Origin of the sequence: Providencia sp. PROV003 (assembly GCF_045040775.1) — a bacterium.
In the GTDB taxonomy this organism is placed as follows: domain Bacteria; phylum Pseudomonadota; class Gammaproteobacteria; order Enterobacterales; family Enterobacteriaceae; genus Providencia; species Providencia huashanensis.
In genome coordinates, this window is sequence record NZ_CP096369.1 from 962,457 (window position 1) to 979,006 (window position 16,550).

Here is a 16,550-nt window from a genome sequence, read left to right on the forward strand (position 1 = left end):
AAAAATATTTGATTTTAAGTCTTGAAGAGTGACTAACACGTTAATTCATATATATGAAATAAGGTAGTAACGCTTATTTTGGAAGGATAACGCGAAGGCAAGCAGAGATAACCCGAGACAGTACTTAGGTACGGCGAGGGGAAGCGATGTGAAGCCGACAACGTTAGCCGAACAAAAGAACGTTACGGTCAGTAAGACATTCTTTGAGCATCAAGCTACTTTTAATTGAAGAGTTTGATCATGGCTCAGATTGAACGCTGGCGGCAGGCCTAACACATGCAAGTCGAGCGGTAACAGGGGAAGCTTGCTTCTCGCTGACGAGCGGCGGACGGGTGAGTAATGTATGGGGATCTGCCCGATAGAGGGGGATAACCACTGGAAACGGTGGCTAATACCGCATAATCTCTTAGGAGCAAAGCAGGGGAACTTCGGTCCTTGCGCTATCGGATGAACCCATATGGGATTAGCTAGTAGGTGAGGTAATGGCTCACCTAGGCGACGATCCCTAGCTGGTCTGAGAGGATGATCAGCCACACTGGGACTGAGACACGGCCCAGACTCCTACGGGAGGCAGCAGTGGGGAATATTGCACAATGGGCGCAAGCCTGATGCAGCCATGCCGCGTGTATGAAGAAGGCCTTAGGGTTGTAAAGTACTTTCAGTCGGGAGGAAGGCGTTGATGCTAATATCATCAACGATTGACGTTACCGACAGAAGAAGCACCGGCTAACTCCGTGCCAGCAGCCGCGGTAATACGGAGGGTGCAAGCGTTAATCGGAATTACTGGGCGTAAAGCGCACGCAGGCGGTTGATTAAGTTAGATGTGAAATCCCCGGGCTTAACCTGGGAATGGCATCTAAGACTGGTCAGCTAGAGTCTTGTAGAGGGGGGTAGAATTCCATGTGTAGCGGTGAAATGCGTAGAGATGTGGAGGAATACCGGTGGCGAAGGCGGCCCCCTGGACAAAGACTGACGCTCAGGTGCGAAAGCGTGGGGAGCAAACAGGATTAGATACCCTGGTAGTCCACGCTGTAAACGATGTCGATTTGAAGGTTGTTCCCTTGAGGAGTGGCTTTCGGAGCTAACGCGTTAAATCGACCGCCTGGGGAGTACGGCCGCAAGGTTAAAACTCAAATGAATTGACGGGGGCCCGCACAAGCGGTGGAGCATGTGGTTTAATTCGATGCAACGCGAAGAACCTTACCTACTCTTGACATCCAGAGAATTTAGCAGAGATGCTTTAGTGCCTTCGGGAACTCTGAGACAGGTGCTGCATGGCTGTCGTCAGCTCGTGTTGTGAAATGTTGGGTTAAGTCCCGCAACGAGCGCAACCCTTATCCTTTGTTGCCAGCGATTCGGTCGGGAACTCAAAGGAGACTGCCGGTGATAAACCGGAGGAAGGTGGGGATGACGTCAAGTCATCATGGCCCTTACGAGTAGGGCTACACACGTGCTACAATGGCGTATACAAAGAGAAGCGACCTCGCGAGAGCAAGCGGAACTCATAAAGTACGTCGTAGTCCGGATTGGAGTCTGCAACTCGACTCCATGAAGTCGGAATCGCTAGTAATCGTAGATCAGAATGCTACGGTGAATACGTTCCCGGGCCTTGTACACACCGCCCGTCACACCATGGGAGTGGGTTGCAAAAGAAGTAGGTAGCTTAACCTTCGGGAGGGCGCTTACCACTTTGTGATTCATGACTGGGGTGAAGTCGTAACAAGGTAACCGTAGGGGAACCTGCGGTTGGATCACCTCCTTACCATTGAAGTGTTTTTGTGAAGTGCTCACACAGATTGTCTGATAGAAAGTAGAGCAATGGCTTTACGTGGGAGACTTATTCGAAAGGATAAGACTTACACGAAAATAGCAAAACGGTGTTTTGCAATTGAATTTTCGTGTCCCCTTCGTCTAGAGGCCTAGGACACCGCCCTTTCACGGCGGTAACAGGGGTTCGAATCCCCTAGGGGACGCCAATTGCGCCGATATCGAGTGAAAGACGATGTCCCCAATAATGATTAAGCCAATTACGTTGTAGTTGGTTTAACAATTATGCTCTTTAACAATCTGGAACAAGCTGAAAATTGAAAACAACGCACATTGTTTATCGCTTAAACAATGTGAGAGTCTCTCAAAAATCTCAACTTGAAGTGTTTTTCAAACACACAAACGAGTGGCATGAGCGAGCAGTGTGAAATTCAAGGCGGCTAGCGCACAGCAAGCGCAGCGTACAATAGTACGTGAGCATTGCGAGCACTACCCAACGAAGAAGTTCACCACGCACAGCCATGACGTTAAGTGTCGTCTGATAAGAAGACACCTTCGGGTTGTGAGGTTAAGCGACTAAGCGTACACGGTGGATGCCTAGGCAATCAGAGGCGATGAAGGACGTGCTAATCTGCGATAAGCGTCGGTAAGGTGATATGAACCGTTATACCCGACGATTTCCGAATGGGGAAACCCAGTGCAATTCGTTGCACTATCGTTTGATGAATACATAGTCAAACGAAGCGAACCGGGGGAACTGAAACATCTCAGTACCCCGAGGAAAAGAAATCAACCGAGATTCCCCTAGTAGCGGCGAGCGAACGGGGAGCAGCCCAGAGTCTTAATCAGCATTAGTATCAGGAGAACGGTCTGGAAAGTCCGGCAGTAAAGGGTGATAGCCCCGTATCTGAAGATATTAGTGTTGTGAACTCGACGAGTAGGGCGGGACACGTGTTATCCTGTCTGAATATGGGGGGACCATCCTCCAAGGCTAAATACTCCTGATTGACCGATAGTGAACCAGTACCGTGAGGGAAAGGCGAAAAGAACCCCGGCGAGGGGAGTGAAATAGAACCTGAAACCGTGTACGTACAAGCAGTGGGAGCCTTGATTTATCAGGGTGACTGCGTACCTTTTGTATAATGGGTCAGCGACTTATATTCTGTAGCAAGGTTAACCGAATAGGGGAGCCGTAGGGAAACCGAGTCTTAACTGGGCGAATGAGTTGCAGGGTATAGACCCGAAACCCGGTGATCTAGCCATGGGCAGGTTGAAGGTTGGGTAACACTAACTGGAGGACCGAACCGACTAATGTTGAAAAATTAGCGGATGACTTGTGGCTGGGGGTGAAAGGCCAATCAAACCGGGAGATAGCTGGTTCTCCCCGAAAGCTATTTAGGTAGCGCCTCGTGAACTCATCTTCGGGGGTAGAGCACTGTTTCGACTAGGGGGTCATCCCGACTTACCAACTCGATGCAAACTACGAATACCGAAGAATGTTATCACGGGAGACACACGGCGGGTGCTAACGTTCGTCGTGAAGAGGGAAACAACCCAGACCGCCAGCTAAGGTCCCAAAGTCATAGTTAAGTGGGAAACGAAGTGGGAAGGCTCAGACAGCCAGGATGTTGGCTTAGAAGCAGCCATCATTTAAAGAAAGCGTAATAGCTCACTGGTCGAGTCGGCCTGCGCGGAAGATGTAACGGGGCTAAACTATGCACCGAAGCTGCGGCAGCGATATGTAAATATTGTTGGGTAGGGGAGCGTTCTGTAAGCCTGTGAAGGTGTACTGTGAGGTATGCTGGAGGTATCAGAAGTGCGAATGCTGACATAAGTAACGATAATGCGGGTGAAAAACCCGCACGCCGGAAGACCAAGGGTTCCTGTCCAACGTTAATCGGGGCAGGGTGAGTCGACCCCTAAGGCGAGGCAGAAATGCGTAGTCGATGGGAAACGGGTTAATATTCCCGTACTGGTGATAATTGCGATGGGGGGACGGAGAAGGCTAGGCTGGCCGGGCGACGGTTGTCCCGGTTTAAGGATGTAGGCAGGTGAATTAGGCAAATCCGGTTCACTATATGCTGAGGTCTGATGACGAGTCACTACGGTGGCGAAGTAGCTCATGCCCCGCTTCCAGGAAAAGCCTCTAAGCTCTAGATTATCACTAATCGTACCCCAAACCGACACAGGTGGTCAGGTAGAGAATACTCAGGCGCTTGAGAGAACTCGGGTGAAGGAACTAGGCAAAATGGTGCCGTAACTTCGGGAGAAGGCACGCTGGCGCTAGGTGAAGTGGTTTACCCATGGAGCTGAAGCCAGTCGCAGATACCAGCTGGCTGCAACTGTTTATTAAAAACACAGCACTGTGCAAACACGAAAGTGGACGTATACGGTGTGACGCCTGCCCGGTGCTGGAAGGTTAATTGATGGGGTTATCCGTAAGGAGAAGCTCTTGATCGAAGCCCCAGTAAACGGCGGCCGTAACTATAACGGTCCTAAGGTAGCGAAATTCCTTGTCGGGTAAGTTCCGACCTGCACGAATGGCGTAATGATGGCCAGGCTGTCTCCACCCGAGACTCAGTGAAATTGAACTCGCTGTGAAGATGCAGTGTACCCGCGGCAAGACGGAAAGACCCCGTGAACCTTTACTATAGCTTGACACTGAACATTGAGCCTTGATGTGTAGGATAGGTGGGAGGCTTTGAAGTGTGGACGCCAGTCTGCATGGAGCCAACCTTGAAATACCACCCTTTAATGTTTGATGTTCTAACGTTGCCCCGTTATCCGGGGTGCGGACAGTGTCTGGTGGGTAGTTTGACTGGGGCGGTCTCCTCCCAAAGAGTAACGGAGGAGCACGAAGGTTGGCTAAGCATGGTCGGACATCATGCGGTTAGTGCAAAGGCATAAGCCAGCTTGACTGCGAGAGTGACGGCTCGAGCAGGTACGAAAGTAGGTCTTAGTGATCCGGTGGTTCTGAATGGAAGGGCCATCGCTCAACGGATAAAAGGTACTCCGGGGATAACAGGCTGATACCGCCCAAGAGTTCATATCGACGGCGGTGTTTGGCACCTCGATGTCGGCTCATCACATCCTGGGGCTGAAGTAGGTCCCAAGGGTACGGCTGTTCGCCGTTTAAAGTGGTACGCGAGCTGGGTTTAGAACGTCGTGAGACAGTTCGGTCCCTATCTGCCGTGGGCGTTGGAAGATTGAAAGGGGCTGCTCCTAGTACGAGAGGACCGGAGTGGACGCACCACTGGTGTTCGGGTTGTCATGCCAATGGCATTGCCCGGTAGCTAAGTGCGGAAGAGATAACCGCTGAAAGCATCTAAGCGGGAAACTTGCCTTGAGATGAGTCTTCCCTGACCCTTTAAGGGTCCTAAAGGAACGTTTAAGACTAAGACGTTGATAGGTTGGGTGTGTAAGCATAGCGATATGTTGAGCTAACCAATACTAATGAACCGTGAGGCTTAACCTGACAACACCGAAGGTGTTTTAGAGATTGAGAGATGAGGTTGATTCAATGAGCGTGAGAAGCCGAGAGGCGAGGGACACAGCAGCTTGTTCAAGATTACAGTTCTGGTTTAGTGACGAAATGTACTAAACGGGAACAAACCGAATTTGTCTGGCGGCAATAGCGCGGTGGTCCCACCTGACCCCATGCCGAACTCAGCAGTGAAACGCCGTAGCGCCGATGGTAGTGTGGGGTCTCCCCATGTGAGAGTAGGGAACTGCCAGACACTAAATTTAAGGTTGTGTCAGTACTGACTGACCGCACCATATTGCTGATATGGCTCAGTTGGTAGAGCACACCCTTGGTAAGGGTGAGGTCCCCAGTTCGAATCTGGGTATCAGCACCATATAATCGGCATTTAAAAAGAATTTACCTAGCGGCAATAGCGCGGTGGTCCCACCTGACCCCATGCCGAACTCAGTAGTGAAACGCCGTAGCGCCGATGGTAGTGTGGGGTCTCCCCATGTGAGAGTAGGGAACTGCTAGGTTTTAAATATAAAGAAGCCACCCATTGGGTGGCTTTTTGCTATTTAAATTTTGCTAAAAAATAGCGGCCTCTATATAAAATATCTCAAATTATCTTATTTTATTATTCTAGCTACCCACGATTAAGTCTGACTGATAGACTTACTTTATTATCGTTATATTTTCCCTGAAGGTAGTAATGAATCCAACTTCTAAACTCAAGCCATACAATAGCTTTGGTATTGATGCAAAAGCATTATCCGTTTTTATAGTAGAAAATAAACAATCGCTCCATCAGCAATGGCTCAAAGCGAAAAGTGATAATTTGCCTGTACTATTACTTGGAGGGGGGAGCAATGTCTTATTTGTAGAGAATTTTGACGGTATTGTCATTATTAATCAATTAAAAGGCATTGAGATCGCAGAGTGTGGCGATTATTGGCACGTACATGTCCAAGCGGGTGAAAATTGGCATCAGCTATTGGAAACATTGTTGCAAAAAGGGGTTTACGGTGCAGAGAACCTTGCTTTAATTCCTGGGTGTGCAGGTTCCGCCCCAATACAAAACATCGGTGCTTATGGCGTTGAGTTAAAAGATATTTGTGATTACGTAGATATCTTATCGCTTGAGACAAATCAAGAAACGCGCATTACAGCCAGTGAGTGCCAATTTGGCTACCGTGATAGTATCTTTAAACATAAGTATCAATATGGCTATGCTATTGTCAGTATTGGGCTGAAATTCGCGAAAATGTGGGAACCTAAGTTGACTTACGGTGACTTGGCACAGTTTAACCCCGAAACGGTAACACCTAAGCAAGTCTTTGATGCCGTGTGCCAAACTCGTAGAAATAAATTACCTGACCCTAAAATTACCGGCAATGCAGGTAGTTTCTTTAAAAACCCTGTTGTTTCTGCTGAACAAGCTGCAAAAATTAAGCAACAAAACCCAAGTTGTCCTCAATATATTCAAGATGATGGTAGTGTAAAATTGGCAGCTGGCTGGCTTATTGACCAGTGTGGCTTAAAAGGGCATGAGATAGGAGGAGCAGCAGTTCATACTCAGCAGGCACTTGTTTTAATTAATAAACATCAAGCCACCGGGATGGATGTTGTTAACCTCGCAAAATACGTGAGTCAAAGTGTTGCTAAGCGTTTTGGTATTATCTTAGAACCGGAAGTTCGATTTATTGGTCGTCATGGCGAGGTTAACGCAATGGATTATATTCAATGAAAGAGGCATCAATCCCCTTACAGCTGATAGATATCTTAGCAGATGCTCAAATACACTCTGGTGAACAACTCGGTGATAAACTTGGAATGACGAGGGCTGCTATCAATAAGCATATTAAAACGTTGCGCTCTTGGGGCTTAAACATCGAAACTGTTACAGGAAAAGGTTATAAACTACCTCACCAAATTAATTTATTAAACCGAGCAGTCATTAAGCAGCAAATTAGTGATGTTAACATTATTGTTGAGCCTGTTATTAATTCAACAAACCAATATATGTTAGAGCGCATTCCAAGCCTAAAATCGGGAGATACTTGCTTAGCGGAGTATCAAAGTGCTGGGCGCGGTAGAAGAGGGCGGCAATGGGTATCGCCATTTGGCTGTAACCTTTATTTATCAATGTATTGGAAGTTGGACCAAGGTCCTGCTGCGGCAATAGGGCTAAGCCTAGTTGTGGGTATCGTAATTGCAGAAACATTAAATAAAATTAGCCAAGAAAAAGTAAAAGTGAAGTGGCCTAATGATCTGTACATGAATGATAAAAAACTGGCTGGGATTTTAGTTGAATTAACAGGTAAAACAGGGGATGCTGCTCATATTATTATTGGTATTGGAATTAATATTGGTATGAATAAAAACAATATTGAAAGTTCAAATACAATAACACAAGAATGGTCTTCATTAAGAGATGAAGTTGAAGATATAGAGCGTAATGAATTATCTGTAAATATAATTAAGGCATTAAGAGAGTCTTTGGTTATATTTGAAAACGAAGGGTTAAAACCATTTTTAGATAGGTGGTTTAAATTAGATAATTTTTTGAATAGGGACGTTAAGTTACTGATTGGTAATGATATAATTACGGGTGTTGAACGTGGGATTAATGAGCAAGGCGCATTATTATTACAAAAAAATAATGGTGAAATCATTCCTTATATTGGTGGTGAAATATCATTGAGGCCCAATGAGTAATATATTGGCCGGTAACAAACCGGCCAATATATTATTAACTATTTTCTTAGGCGGACATTTTGAATAGAATGGTTTTCGCCCTTAGTCATTATTAGGCTTGCTCTTTCTTTGGTGGGTAAAATATTTTCTTTAAGATTTAACCCATTAATTTCATCCCAAATTGACCCAGCAATATTAATAGCTTCATCTTCTGTTAATTTAGAGTAGCTATGGAAATAAGAATCTGGATCAGAGAATGCACCTTGTCTAAATTTCAAGAACCTACCGATATACCATTGTTTTAATAGCTCCGGTGCTGCATCAACATAGATTGAAAAATCAACAAAATCGGAGACAAATACGTGGTGTGGATCTTGTGGATAATCCATATCACTTTGTAAAACATTTAACCCTTCAAGAATTAAAATATCGGGTTGGTCAATTAGTTGTTCTTGATCAGGAACGATATCATAAGTCAGATGGGAGTACACAGGTGCCTTAACATTGCGCGCACCTGATTTTATTTGCGACACAAAGTTAACCAGTTTTCGCATATCATAAGACTGAGGAAACCCTTTTTTCTTCATGATATTTCTATCTTTCAAAACTTGGTTAGGGTGTAGAAAACCATCAGTGGTGATCAAATCAACCTTACGGTGTTCTGGCCAGCGCGTCAGCAATGCTTGCAATAGACGAGCCGTTGTACTCTTACCTACGGCAACACTGCCAGCAATACCAATAATGTATGGAACTTTTGCTCCGTTTGTTCCTAGAAACTGCTCTAAAACTGCTTGGCGTCGTAAATTTGAACTGATATAAAAATTCAATAGACGCGATAAAGGTAGATAAATTTCGATAACATCTTCCATAGAGAGCTCTTCATTAATCCCCTTTAATTCAAAAAGCTCGCTTGATGTCAGTGTCAAAGGAACTGAATCACGTAAAGTTGCCCAGTGTTCTCTATCAAACTCTAAGTATGGCGTAGTAATAAAATTTTCATTCTTTTTCATAAACCAACATCTGCCTATTTTATGCAGGTTGGACAGGTTGCCTAAACACCCGTATCCATAAAATTTGCTAGCATCATAGCGAGTGATAAAGGTGAGGCGTAGGTTTTTTTGTATTTTTTATGAGTTTTTTTTGAAGTGTGCAGAAAAAATGATACTGAATGATTAAAAAACGATCTGCTATTTGCTGGGATAAAACTGTGATTTTGAATAAAAAATAGCCCTTTGAAACTTTTTAAGTTTTTTTCCCCCTTTGCTGAACAAATAATAATGGATTATAGTTAATGCCTGCTGTTGATGTTTTAATCTTAAAAGAGCTAAAAAAACAGCAAAAATGCAAAAAGCGAACAAAATATAAGCAAATGAACAAAAAACTTAATTTTTTTGTTGCAACATGCGCTCACTCTTCCTAGAATGCGCAGCACTTGATGCCGGCATAGCTCAGTTGGTAGAGCAACTGACTTGTAATCAGTAGGTCCCGAGTTCGACTCTTGGTGCCGGCACCATTAAAAATTTGGATAGGTGGGATACCCAAGCGGCCAAAGGGAGCAGACTGTAAATCTGCCGTCACAGACTTCGAAGGTTCGAATCCTTCTCCCACCACCATCTCCAAGAAGTTTTTTTTCCAAAGAAAATTTTGAGGAACAGTTTAACAGCTGATAACTCAGGTAGCCGAGTTCATTGCGGGCATCGTATAATGGCTATTACCTCAGCCTTCCAAGCTGATGATGCGGGTTCGATTCCCGCTGCCCGCTCCAAGATGTGCTGATATAGCTCAGTTGGTAGAGCGCACCCTTGGTAAGGGTGAGGTCGGCAGTTCGAATCTGCCTATCAGCACCACTTCCCTTATGTTCTCAATTATCTCCCTGTTTTGTCTCCTGAAATAACAAGCGAAATTCTTGCTTGGTTGATGTGGTTTAACCACCGATTCCGTGTCTTAGAGGGACAATCTAATGTCTAAAGAAAAATTTGAACGTTCAAAACCGCACGTTAACGTTGGTACTATCGGCCACGTTGACCACGGTAAAACTACTCTGACAGCAGCTATCACTACTGTTCTGGCTAAAACTTACGGCGGCGCAGCGCGTGCATTCGATCAAATCGATAACGCACCAGAAGAAAAAGCGCGTGGTATCACCATCTCTACTTCTCACGTAGAGTACGATACTCCAACTCGCCACTACGCACACGTAGACTGCCCAGGACACGCCGACTATGTTAAAAACATGATCACTGGTGCTGCTCAGATGGACGGTGCAATTCTGGTTGTTGCTGCGACAGATGGCCCAATGCCACAAACTCGTGAGCACATCCTGTTAGGTCGTCAGGTTGGTGTTCCATACATCATCGTTTTCCTGAACAAATGTGACATGGTAGACGACGAAGAACTGTTAGAATTAGTTGAAATGGAAGTTCGTGAACTTCTGTCTCAATACGATTTCCCAGGCGACGACACTCCAGTTGTTCGTGGTTCAGCTCTGAAAGCGCTGGAAGGCAACCCAGAGTGGGAAGCGAAAATTGTTGAATTAGCAGAGCACTTGGATTCTTACATTCCAGAGCCAGAGCGTGCAATTGACAAGCCATTCCTGCTGCCAATCGAAGACGTATTCTCAATCTCAGGTCGTGGTACAGTAGTAACAGGCCGTGTTGAGCGTGGTATCATCAAAGTTGGTGAAGAAGTTGAAATCGTTGGTATCCAAGACACTGTAAAAACTACCTGTACTGGTGTTGAAATGTTCCGTAAACTGCTTGACGAAGGTCGTGCAGGTGAGAACGTTGGTGTTCTGTTACGTGGTACAAAACGTGAAGAAATTCAACGTGGTCAAGTATTGGCTAAACCAGGTTCAATCAAGCCACATACTCAGTTCGAATCAGAAGTTTATATTCTGAGCAAAGATGAAGGTGGTCGTCATACTCCATTCTTCAAAGGTTACCGTCCACAGTTCTACTTCCGTACAACTGACGTAACAGGTACTATCGAACTGCCAGAAGGCGTAGAAATGGTAATGCCAGGTGATAACATCAACATGATCGTTACCCTGATCCACCCAATCGCGATGGACGACGGTTTACGTTTCGCAATCCGTGAAGGTGGCCGTACTGTAGGTGCGGGTGTTGTTGCAAAAATCATTGCATAATACCTAACCACTAAAGGTTTTAATGAAAAGGCACCGTTCAGGTGCCTTTTTAGTTTTAGCACTCGTTAGGCTGAAAGAAATGCCTAGTGACCCCACAAGTCAATTCTAAATACGGCACTAAAGTATATTGTGTAAATAATCAGCAATGATAATTGAAATACAAATCATTTTCATTTAAAATATTCGTATGTGATTTATACAGGTTAAGCATCATGTACGTATGCCTCTGTGAAGCAATTACTGATAAACAGATCAGAAATGTAGTAAGAAAATATCAGGTCACCTCCCTTAAAGGGTTACGCCAAATTTTACCTGTAGGCCTCGAATGCGGAAAATGTATTAGGCAGACGAAGGTAATCTTGCATGAAGAACAGGTTTTACTTGAAGAAATCTGCGCTGTCGAAGTTGCTTAGGTTGTAATCTAGTCACTCGTAAGAATTAAATTACTAACTTTTCATTTAAATCGTCGTATAAATATTACCCAGCTATCTATTTCAGTACTACACTTAAAATACTGGAAGCGATGGAGGGTACACATGAAAGGCGATAAAAAAATGATAGCCCATTTAAATAAATTATTGGGCAATGAACTAGTTGCGATTAACCAATATTTTTTACATGCCCGTATGTTCAAAAATTGGGGGCTAACTCGTCTCAATGAGATGGAATACCATGAATCAATTGATGAAATGAAACATGCCGATAAATACATCGAGCGTATTCTTTTCCTCGAAGGTATCCCTAATTTACAAGATCTTGGCAAGTTAAATATTGGTGAAGATGTTGAAGAGATGCTGAAATCAGACCTACAACTTGAGATAGACGGTGCAAAAAATCTAAAAGAAGCTATCAAATATGCGGACTCTGTTCATGATTACGTCAGTCGAGATTTAATGATTGAAATTTTAGCAGACGAAGAAAACCATATTGATTGGATTGAAACGCAACTTGAGTTGATCACTCGTATAGGACTACAGAACTACCTTCAAGCACAAATCAAAGAAGAGTAATGCTCAATAACATTGTTTAACTAAAAAATTATAGTTAATAAAAGCCCTCAATAATTGAGTTTTCAACATTGAGGGCTTTTTTAATACCAGCGCTCAGTGACCACCTTAAAAAAATTCGCACATATTTTCCCCGATTGCTTGCGTTTAGCGATAATTTACGTATAATGCGCGGGCTTACTGATGAGTAAGCCCTATATTTTAGGACTGAAATCTCAGTATTGAGTTAACGATTTGTTACTCATTTAGACAATACTCCCGATTTGGGAGTTACATCAAGAACGATTACACTCTCCCATCAATCGAAATGGGTACGAGGAGTAATCATTTTACGTTTATAAATAGTTGGAGCTCTGGTCTCATGCAGAACCAAAGAATCCGTATCCGCCTGAAAGCTTTTGATCATCGTTTAATCGATCAATCAACTGCGGAAATCGTAGAGACTGCTAAGCGCACTGGTGCGCAAGTACGTGGTCCTATCCCGCTGCCGACACGTAAAGAGCGTTTTACCGTTCTGATCTCTCCGCACGTTAACAAAGATGCGCGTGATCAGTACGAAATTCGCACTCACAAGCGTCTGGTTGACATCGTTGAGCCAACCGAAAAGACCGTTGATGCTCTGATGCGTCTGGACCTGGCTGCCGGCGTTGACGTGCAGATCAGCCTGGGTTAATCAGGTCGTCGAACGATTGAGAGGTTGAAACAATGATTGGTTTAGTCGGTAAGAAAGTGGGAATGACGCGTATCTTCACTGAAGATGGTGTTTCTATCCCTGTAACTGTTATCGAAATTGAAAATAACCGTGTTACTCAGGTTAAAACTGCAGAAACTGACGGTTATAATGCAATTCAGGTTACTACTGGTAGCAAAAAAGCTAACCGTGTAACTAAACCTGAAGCAGGTCATTTCGCTAAAGCTGGCGTTGAAGCTGGCCGTATTCTGCGTGAATTCCGTACTGAAGAAGGTACTGAGTTTGCAGCAGGTCAAAGCATTAGCGTTGAAATTTTCGCTGACGTTAAAAAAGTCGACGTTACTGGTACATCTAAAGGTAAAGGTTTTGCCGGCACAGTTAAGCGCTGGAATTTCCGTACTCAAGATGCTACTCACGGTAACTCCTTGTCTCACCGTGTTCCGGGTTCTATCGGTCAGAACCAGACTCCGGGCAAAGTGTTTAAAGGCAAGAAAATGGCAGGCCAACTAGGTAATGAACGTGTAACTGTTCAAAGCTTAGATGTAGTACGTGTTGACGCTGAGCGCAACCTGCTGCTGGTCAAAGGTGCTGTTCCAGGAGCAACTGGTAGCAACCTGATCGTAAAACCGGCTGTCAAGGCTTAACGTCGAGGAGATAGGAATGGAATTGGTAATGAAAGACGCGCAAAGCGCGCTGACTGTTTCCGAAACTACCTTCGGGCGTGATTTCAATGAAGCGCTTGTTCACCAAGTAGTTGTTGCATATGCAGCTGGTGCTCGTCAAGGTACTCGTGCTCAGAAAACTCGTGCTGAAGTTTCTGGTTCAGGTAAAAAACCATGGCGTCAAAAAGGCACTGGTCGTGCACGTGCTGGTTCAGTAAAGAGCCCGATTTGGCGCTCTGGTGGTGTTAGCTTTGCAGCTAAACCACAGGACCACAGTCAAAAAGTTAATAAGAAGATGTACCGTGGTGCTTTAAAAAGCATCCTGTCTGAATTGGTACGTCAAGATCGTCTGATCGTTGTCGAGAAGTTCTCTGTAGAAGCGCCTAAAACTAAGCTGCTGGCACAGAAACTGAAAGATATGGCTCTGGAAGATGTGCTGATCATCACTGCTGAATTAGATGAAAATCTGTTTTTAGCAGCGCGCAACCTGTACAAGGTTGACGTTCGTGATGCAGCTGGTATCGACCCAGTAAGCCTGATCGCCTTCGACAAAGTGGTTATGACTGCTGATGCTGTGAAGCAAGTTGAGGAGATGCTGGCATGATCCGTGAAGAACGTCTGCTAAAAGTACTGCGCGCGCCGCATGTATCTGAAAAAGCTTCTACAGCGATGGAAAAAAGCAATACCATCGTTCTCAAAGTTGCGAAAGACGCGACTAAAGCAGAAATCAAAGCTGCTGTACAGAAACTGTTTGAAGTCGAAGTTGAAGGTGTTAACACTTTGCTGGTTAAAGGCAAAACTAAACGCCACGGTCAGCGTTCCGGTCGCCGCAGTGACTGGAAAAAAGCTTACGTTACGCTGAAAGAAGGCCAGAATCTGGACTTCGTTAGCGGCGCAGAGTAAGTCGGAGGAGTAAAGAACAATGGCAGTTGTTAAATGTAAACCTACGTCTCCGGGCCGTCGCCACGTTGTTAAAGTGGTTAACCCTGAGCTGCATAAGGGAAAACCTTATGCTCCGCTGTTAGAAAAAAACAGCAAATCCGGTGGTCGTAACAACAATGGCCGTATCACTACCCGTCATATCGGTGGTGGCCATAAGCAGCATTATCGTTTAGTTGATTTTAAACGCAACAAAGACGGTATCCCTGCGGTTGTTGAGCGTTTGGAATATGATCCAAATCGTTCTGCGAACATTGCACTGGTACTATATAAAGACGGTGAACGTCGTTATATTCTTGCACCAAAAGGCCTGAAAGCTGGCGACCAGATTCAATCTGGTGTTGATTCAGCAATCAAAGCTGGTAACGCACTGCCTATGCGCAACATCCCTGTTGGTTCTACAGTTCATAATATCGAACTGAAACCAGGTAAAGGTGGACAGTTAGCGCGTTCAGCAGGTACTTACGCTCAAATCGTTGCTCGTGATGGTGCTTATGTCACCTTACGTCTGCGTTCTGGTGAAATGCGTAAAGTTTTAGCTGATTGCCGTGCAACCTTAGGTGAAGTTGGTAACGCTGAACATATGTTACGTGTTCTCGGTAAAGCTGGTGCTAGTCGCTGGCGTGGTATTCGTCCTACCGTTCGCGGTACTGCGATGAACCCAGTAGACCATCCACATGGTGGTGGTGAAGGCCGTAACTTTGGTAAACACCCTGTAACACCTTGGGGCGTTCAAACCAAAGGTAAGAAAACTCGTAGCAACAAGCGTACTGATCAATTCATCGTACGTCATCGTTCTAAAAAATAATTAGAGGATAAGCCATGCCACGTTCTCTCAAGAAAGGTCCTTTTATTGACCTGCACTTGCTGAAGAAGGTAGAGAAAGCGGTGGAAAGCGGAGACAAGAAGCCTCTCAAGACTTGGTCCCGTCGTTCAACGATCTTTCCTAATATGATCGGATTGACCATCGCTGTCCATAATGGTCGTCAGCATGTTCCAGTTTTCGTAACCGACGAAATGGTTGGTCACAAACTGGGTGAATTCGCACCGACTCGCACTTATCGCGGCCACGCGGCAGATAAGAAAGCTAAGAAACGTTAAGGATAGGAGGAAGAGATGGAAACTTTAGCTATGCATCGCCACGCTCGTTCTTCTGCCCAGAAGGTTCGCTTAGTTGCCGACCTGATTCGCGGTAAGAAAGTGTCGCAAGCTCTGGAAATTCTGACCTACACCAACAAGAAAGCTGCTGGTTTAGTGAAGAAAGTACTTGAATCTGCAATTGCTAACGCAGAGCAAAACGATGGCGCTGACATTGATGACCTGAAAGTTGCGAAAATATTCGTAGACGAAGGTCCAACTATGAAACGCATCATGCCGCGTGCGAAAGGCCGTGCAGATCGTATTCTTAAGCGCACCAGCCACATTACAGTGGTTGTGTCCGATCGCTGAGACTCTGGAGACTAGCAATGGGTCAGAAAGTACATCCTAATGGTATTCGCCTGGGTATTGTCAAACCTTGGAACTCTACTTGGTATGCGAATACCAATGAATTCGCTGACAACCTAGACAGCGATTTTAAAGTACGCCAGTACTTAAATAAAGAATTGGCAAAAGCGTCAATCTCTCGCATCGTTATCGAACGTCCTGCGAAAAGCATCCGTGTGACTATTCACACTGCTCGCCCAGGTATCGTTATCGGTAAGAAAGGTGAAGACGTTGAAAAACTGCGTAAAACAGTAGCGGATATCGCTGGTGTTCCTGCGCAAATCAATATCGCCGAAGTTCGTAAACCAGAACTGGACGCAAAATTAGTTGCTGACAGCATTTCTTCACAGCTGGAACGTCGTGTTATGTTCCGTCGTGCTATGAAGCGTGCAGTACAGAACGCAATGCGTCTGGGCGCTAAAGGTATTAAAGTTGAAGTCAGTGGCCGTTTAGGCGGTGCTGAAATCGCTCGTACCGAGTGGTATCGTGAAGGCCGTGTGCCACTGCACACATTACGTGCTGATATCGATTACAACACTTCAGAAGCGCACACCACTTACGGTGTTCTCGGCGTTAAGGTATGGATCTTCAAAGGTGAGATTCTGGGTGGTATGGCTGCTGTTGAACAAGCTGAGAAACCAGCTGCTCAACCTAAAAAGCAGCAGCGTAAAGGCCGCAAGTAAGGAGAGTCGCT

14 protein-coding genes, 6 tRNA genes and 4 rRNA genes are annotated in these 16,550 nt (G+C 45.1%); 23 read left to right on the top strand and 1 reads right to left on the bottom strand.

The window, feature by feature from the left end; translation table 11 throughout:
* Positions 1–222 precede the first annotated feature (222 nt).
* The 8 genes from M1F14_RS04230 (at position 223) to birA (ending at position 7,948) form a co-directional block, all read left to right on the top strand.
* Positions 223–1,762: ribosomal RNA gene (locus M1F14_RS04230) — 16S ribosomal RNA — on the top strand.
* Positions 1,763–1,900: 138 nt separating this feature from the next.
* Positions 1,901–1,976: transfer RNA gene (locus M1F14_RS04235), tRNA-Glu, on the top strand.
* A gap of 357 nt (positions 1,977–2,333) precedes the next feature.
* Positions 2,334–5,242: ribosomal RNA gene (locus M1F14_RS04240) — 23S ribosomal RNA — on the top strand.
* 146 nt (positions 5,243–5,388) lie between these two features.
* Positions 5,389–5,504: ribosomal RNA gene (rrf, locus tag M1F14_RS04245) — 5S ribosomal RNA — on the top strand.
* Between the two features lie 44 nt (positions 5,505–5,548).
* Positions 5,549–5,624: transfer RNA gene (locus M1F14_RS04250), tRNA-Thr, on the top strand.
* 26 nt (positions 5,625–5,650) lie between these two features.
* Positions 5,651–5,766 (top strand): 5S ribosomal RNA (rrf, locus tag M1F14_RS04255).
* Together the 16S, 23S and 5S rRNA genes with 2 tRNA genes alongside form the textbook arrangement of a ribosomal RNA operon.
* Positions 5,767–5,942: 176 nt before the next feature.
* Positions 5,943–6,977 carry a UDP-N-acetylmuramate dehydrogenase gene (gene murB / locus M1F14_RS04260; RefSeq protein WP_181468834.1) on the top strand — a complete coding sequence of 345 codons (1,035 nt, stop codon included), beginning with the start codon at positions 5,943–5,945 and terminating at the stop codon, positions 6,975–6,977.
* Complete coding sequence (gene birA, locus M1F14_RS04265) at positions 6,974–7,948, top strand: bifunctional biotin--[acetyl-CoA-carboxylase] ligase/biotin operon repressor BirA (RefSeq protein ID WP_042849050.1); 975 nt, start codon at positions 6,974–6,976, stop codon at positions 7,946–7,948. Before murB ends, birA begins: the two co-directional genes overlap by 4 nt.
* Positions 7,949–7,986: 38 nt before the next feature.
* Here birA and coaA read toward each other — a convergent pair whose 3' ends face one another.
* Entirely contained in the window at positions 7,987–8,937 is a 951-nt protein-coding gene (gene coaA, locus M1F14_RS04270) for a type I pantothenate kinase (protein ID WP_042849049.1), read from the bottom strand.
* Between the two features lie 427 nt (positions 8,938–9,364).
* Here coaA and M1F14_RS04275 point away from each other — a divergent pair.
* From M1F14_RS04275 to rpsC, 15 genes are all read left to right on the top strand, one after another.
* A tRNA-Thr gene (locus tag M1F14_RS04275) sits at positions 9,365–9,440 on the top strand.
* Positions 9,441–9,455: 15 nt separating this feature from the next.
* A tRNA-Tyr gene (locus M1F14_RS04280) sits at positions 9,456–9,540 on the top strand.
* 77 nt (positions 9,541–9,617) lie between these two features.
* Positions 9,618–9,692 (top strand) — tRNA-Gly (locus M1F14_RS04285).
* Positions 9,693–9,698: 6 nt separating this feature from the next.
* A tRNA-Thr gene (locus M1F14_RS04290) sits at positions 9,699–9,774 on the top strand.
* A gap of 113 nt (positions 9,775–9,887) precedes the next feature.
* Positions 9,888–11,072, top strand: coding sequence for an elongation factor Tu (gene tuf / locus M1F14_RS04295; protein WP_042847578.1), 1,185 nt, complete (start codon positions 9,888–9,890; stop codon positions 11,070–11,072).
* A gap of 212 nt (positions 11,073–11,284) precedes the next feature.
* Complete coding sequence (bfd, locus tag M1F14_RS04300; RefSeq protein WP_042847577.1) at positions 11,285–11,485, top strand: bacterioferritin-associated ferredoxin; 201 nt, start codon at positions 11,285–11,287, stop codon at positions 11,483–11,485.
* 123 nt (positions 11,486–11,608) lie between these two features.
* On the top strand, positions 11,609–12,082 hold the full coding sequence (gene bfr, locus M1F14_RS04305; RefSeq protein WP_042847575.1) for a bacterioferritin: 474 nt from the start codon (positions 11,609–11,611) through the stop codon (positions 12,080–12,082).
* Between the two features lie 358 nt (positions 12,083–12,440).
* Positions 12,441–12,752 (top strand): 30S ribosomal protein S10, encoded by a 312-nt coding sequence (rpsJ, locus tag M1F14_RS04310; RefSeq protein WP_001181005.1) that lies wholly within the window; start codon positions 12,441–12,443, stop codon positions 12,750–12,752.
* 32 nt (positions 12,753–12,784) lie between these two features.
* The gene (rplC, locus tag M1F14_RS04315; protein WP_042847572.1) at positions 12,785–13,414 is read left to right on the top strand and encodes a 50S ribosomal protein L3; all 630 of its coding nucleotides are present in this window, start codon (positions 12,785–12,787) and stop codon (positions 13,412–13,414) included.
* A 16-nt stretch (positions 13,415–13,430) separates the two neighbouring features.
* Entirely contained in the window at positions 13,431–14,036 is a 606-nt protein-coding gene (rplD, locus tag M1F14_RS04320) for a 50S ribosomal protein L4 (RefSeq protein ID WP_042847571.1), read from the top strand.
* Complete coding sequence (rplW, locus tag M1F14_RS04325) at positions 14,033–14,335, top strand: 50S ribosomal protein L23 (protein ID WP_042847569.1); 303 nt, start codon at positions 14,033–14,035, stop codon at positions 14,333–14,335. The genes rplD and rplW overlap by 4 nt, the downstream gene beginning before the upstream one ends.
* A gap of 19 nt (positions 14,336–14,354) precedes the next feature.
* Positions 14,355–15,179 (top strand): 50S ribosomal protein L2, encoded by an 825-nt coding sequence (gene rplB / locus M1F14_RS04330; protein ID WP_006657016.1) that lies wholly within the window; start codon positions 14,355–14,357, stop codon positions 15,177–15,179.
* Between the two features lie 14 nt (positions 15,180–15,193).
* The gene (rpsS, locus tag M1F14_RS04335; protein WP_004265426.1) at positions 15,194–15,472 is read left to right on the top strand and encodes a 30S ribosomal protein S19; all 279 of its coding nucleotides are present in this window, start codon (positions 15,194–15,196) and stop codon (positions 15,470–15,472) included.
* Between the two features lie 15 nt (positions 15,473–15,487).
* On the top strand, positions 15,488–15,820 hold the full coding sequence (gene rplV, locus M1F14_RS04340) for a 50S ribosomal protein L22 (RefSeq protein ID WP_004265430.1): 333 nt from the start codon (positions 15,488–15,490) through the stop codon (positions 15,818–15,820).
* Between the two features lie 17 nt (positions 15,821–15,837).
* Positions 15,838–16,539 carry a 30S ribosomal protein S3 gene (rpsC, locus tag M1F14_RS04345; protein WP_004907131.1) on the top strand — a complete coding sequence of 234 codons (702 nt, stop codon included), beginning with the start codon at positions 15,838–15,840 and terminating at the stop codon, positions 16,537–16,539.
* The last annotated feature ends 11 nt before the right edge of the window (positions 16,540–16,550 follow it).

Excerpts from the sequence above, each read along its gene's own strand:
- murB (WP_181468834.1), top strand. The coding sequence starts at position 5,943 with ATGAATCCAACTTCTAAACTCAAGCCATACAATAGCTTTGGTATTGAT.
- birA (WP_042849050.1), top strand. The coding sequence starts at position 6,974 with ATGAAAGAGGCATCAATCCCCTTACAGCTGATAGATATCTTAGCAGAT.
- coaA (WP_042849049.1), bottom strand. The coding sequence starts at position 8,937 with ATGAAAAAGAATGAAAATTTTATTACTACGCCATACTTAGAGTTTGAT.
- tuf (WP_042847578.1), top strand. The coding sequence starts at position 9,888 with ATGTCTAAAGAAAAATTTGAACGTTCAAAACCGCACGTTAACGTTGGT.
- bfd (WP_042847577.1), top strand. The coding sequence starts at position 11,285 with ATGTACGTATGCCTCTGTGAAGCAATTACTGATAAACAGATCAGAAAT.
- bfr (WP_042847575.1), top strand. The coding sequence starts at position 11,609 with ATGAAAGGCGATAAAAAAATGATAGCCCATTTAAATAAATTATTGGGC.
- rpsJ (WP_001181005.1), top strand. The coding sequence starts at position 12,441 with ATGCAGAACCAAAGAATCCGTATCCGCCTGAAAGCTTTTGATCATCGT.
- rplC (WP_042847572.1), top strand. The coding sequence starts at position 12,785 with ATGATTGGTTTAGTCGGTAAGAAAGTGGGAATGACGCGTATCTTCACT.
- rplD (WP_042847571.1), top strand. The coding sequence starts at position 13,431 with ATGGAATTGGTAATGAAAGACGCGCAAAGCGCGCTGACTGTTTCCGAA.
- rplW (WP_042847569.1), top strand. The coding sequence starts at position 14,033 with ATGATCCGTGAAGAACGTCTGCTAAAAGTACTGCGCGCGCCGCATGTA.
- rplB (WP_006657016.1), top strand. The coding sequence starts at position 14,355 with ATGGCAGTTGTTAAATGTAAACCTACGTCTCCGGGCCGTCGCCACGTT.
- rpsS (WP_004265426.1), top strand. The coding sequence starts at position 15,194 with ATGCCACGTTCTCTCAAGAAAGGTCCTTTTATTGACCTGCACTTGCTG.
- rplV (WP_004265430.1), top strand. The coding sequence starts at position 15,488 with ATGGAAACTTTAGCTATGCATCGCCACGCTCGTTCTTCTGCCCAGAAG.
- rpsC (WP_004907131.1), top strand. The coding sequence starts at position 15,838 with ATGGGTCAGAAAGTACATCCTAATGGTATTCGCCTGGGTATTGTCAAA.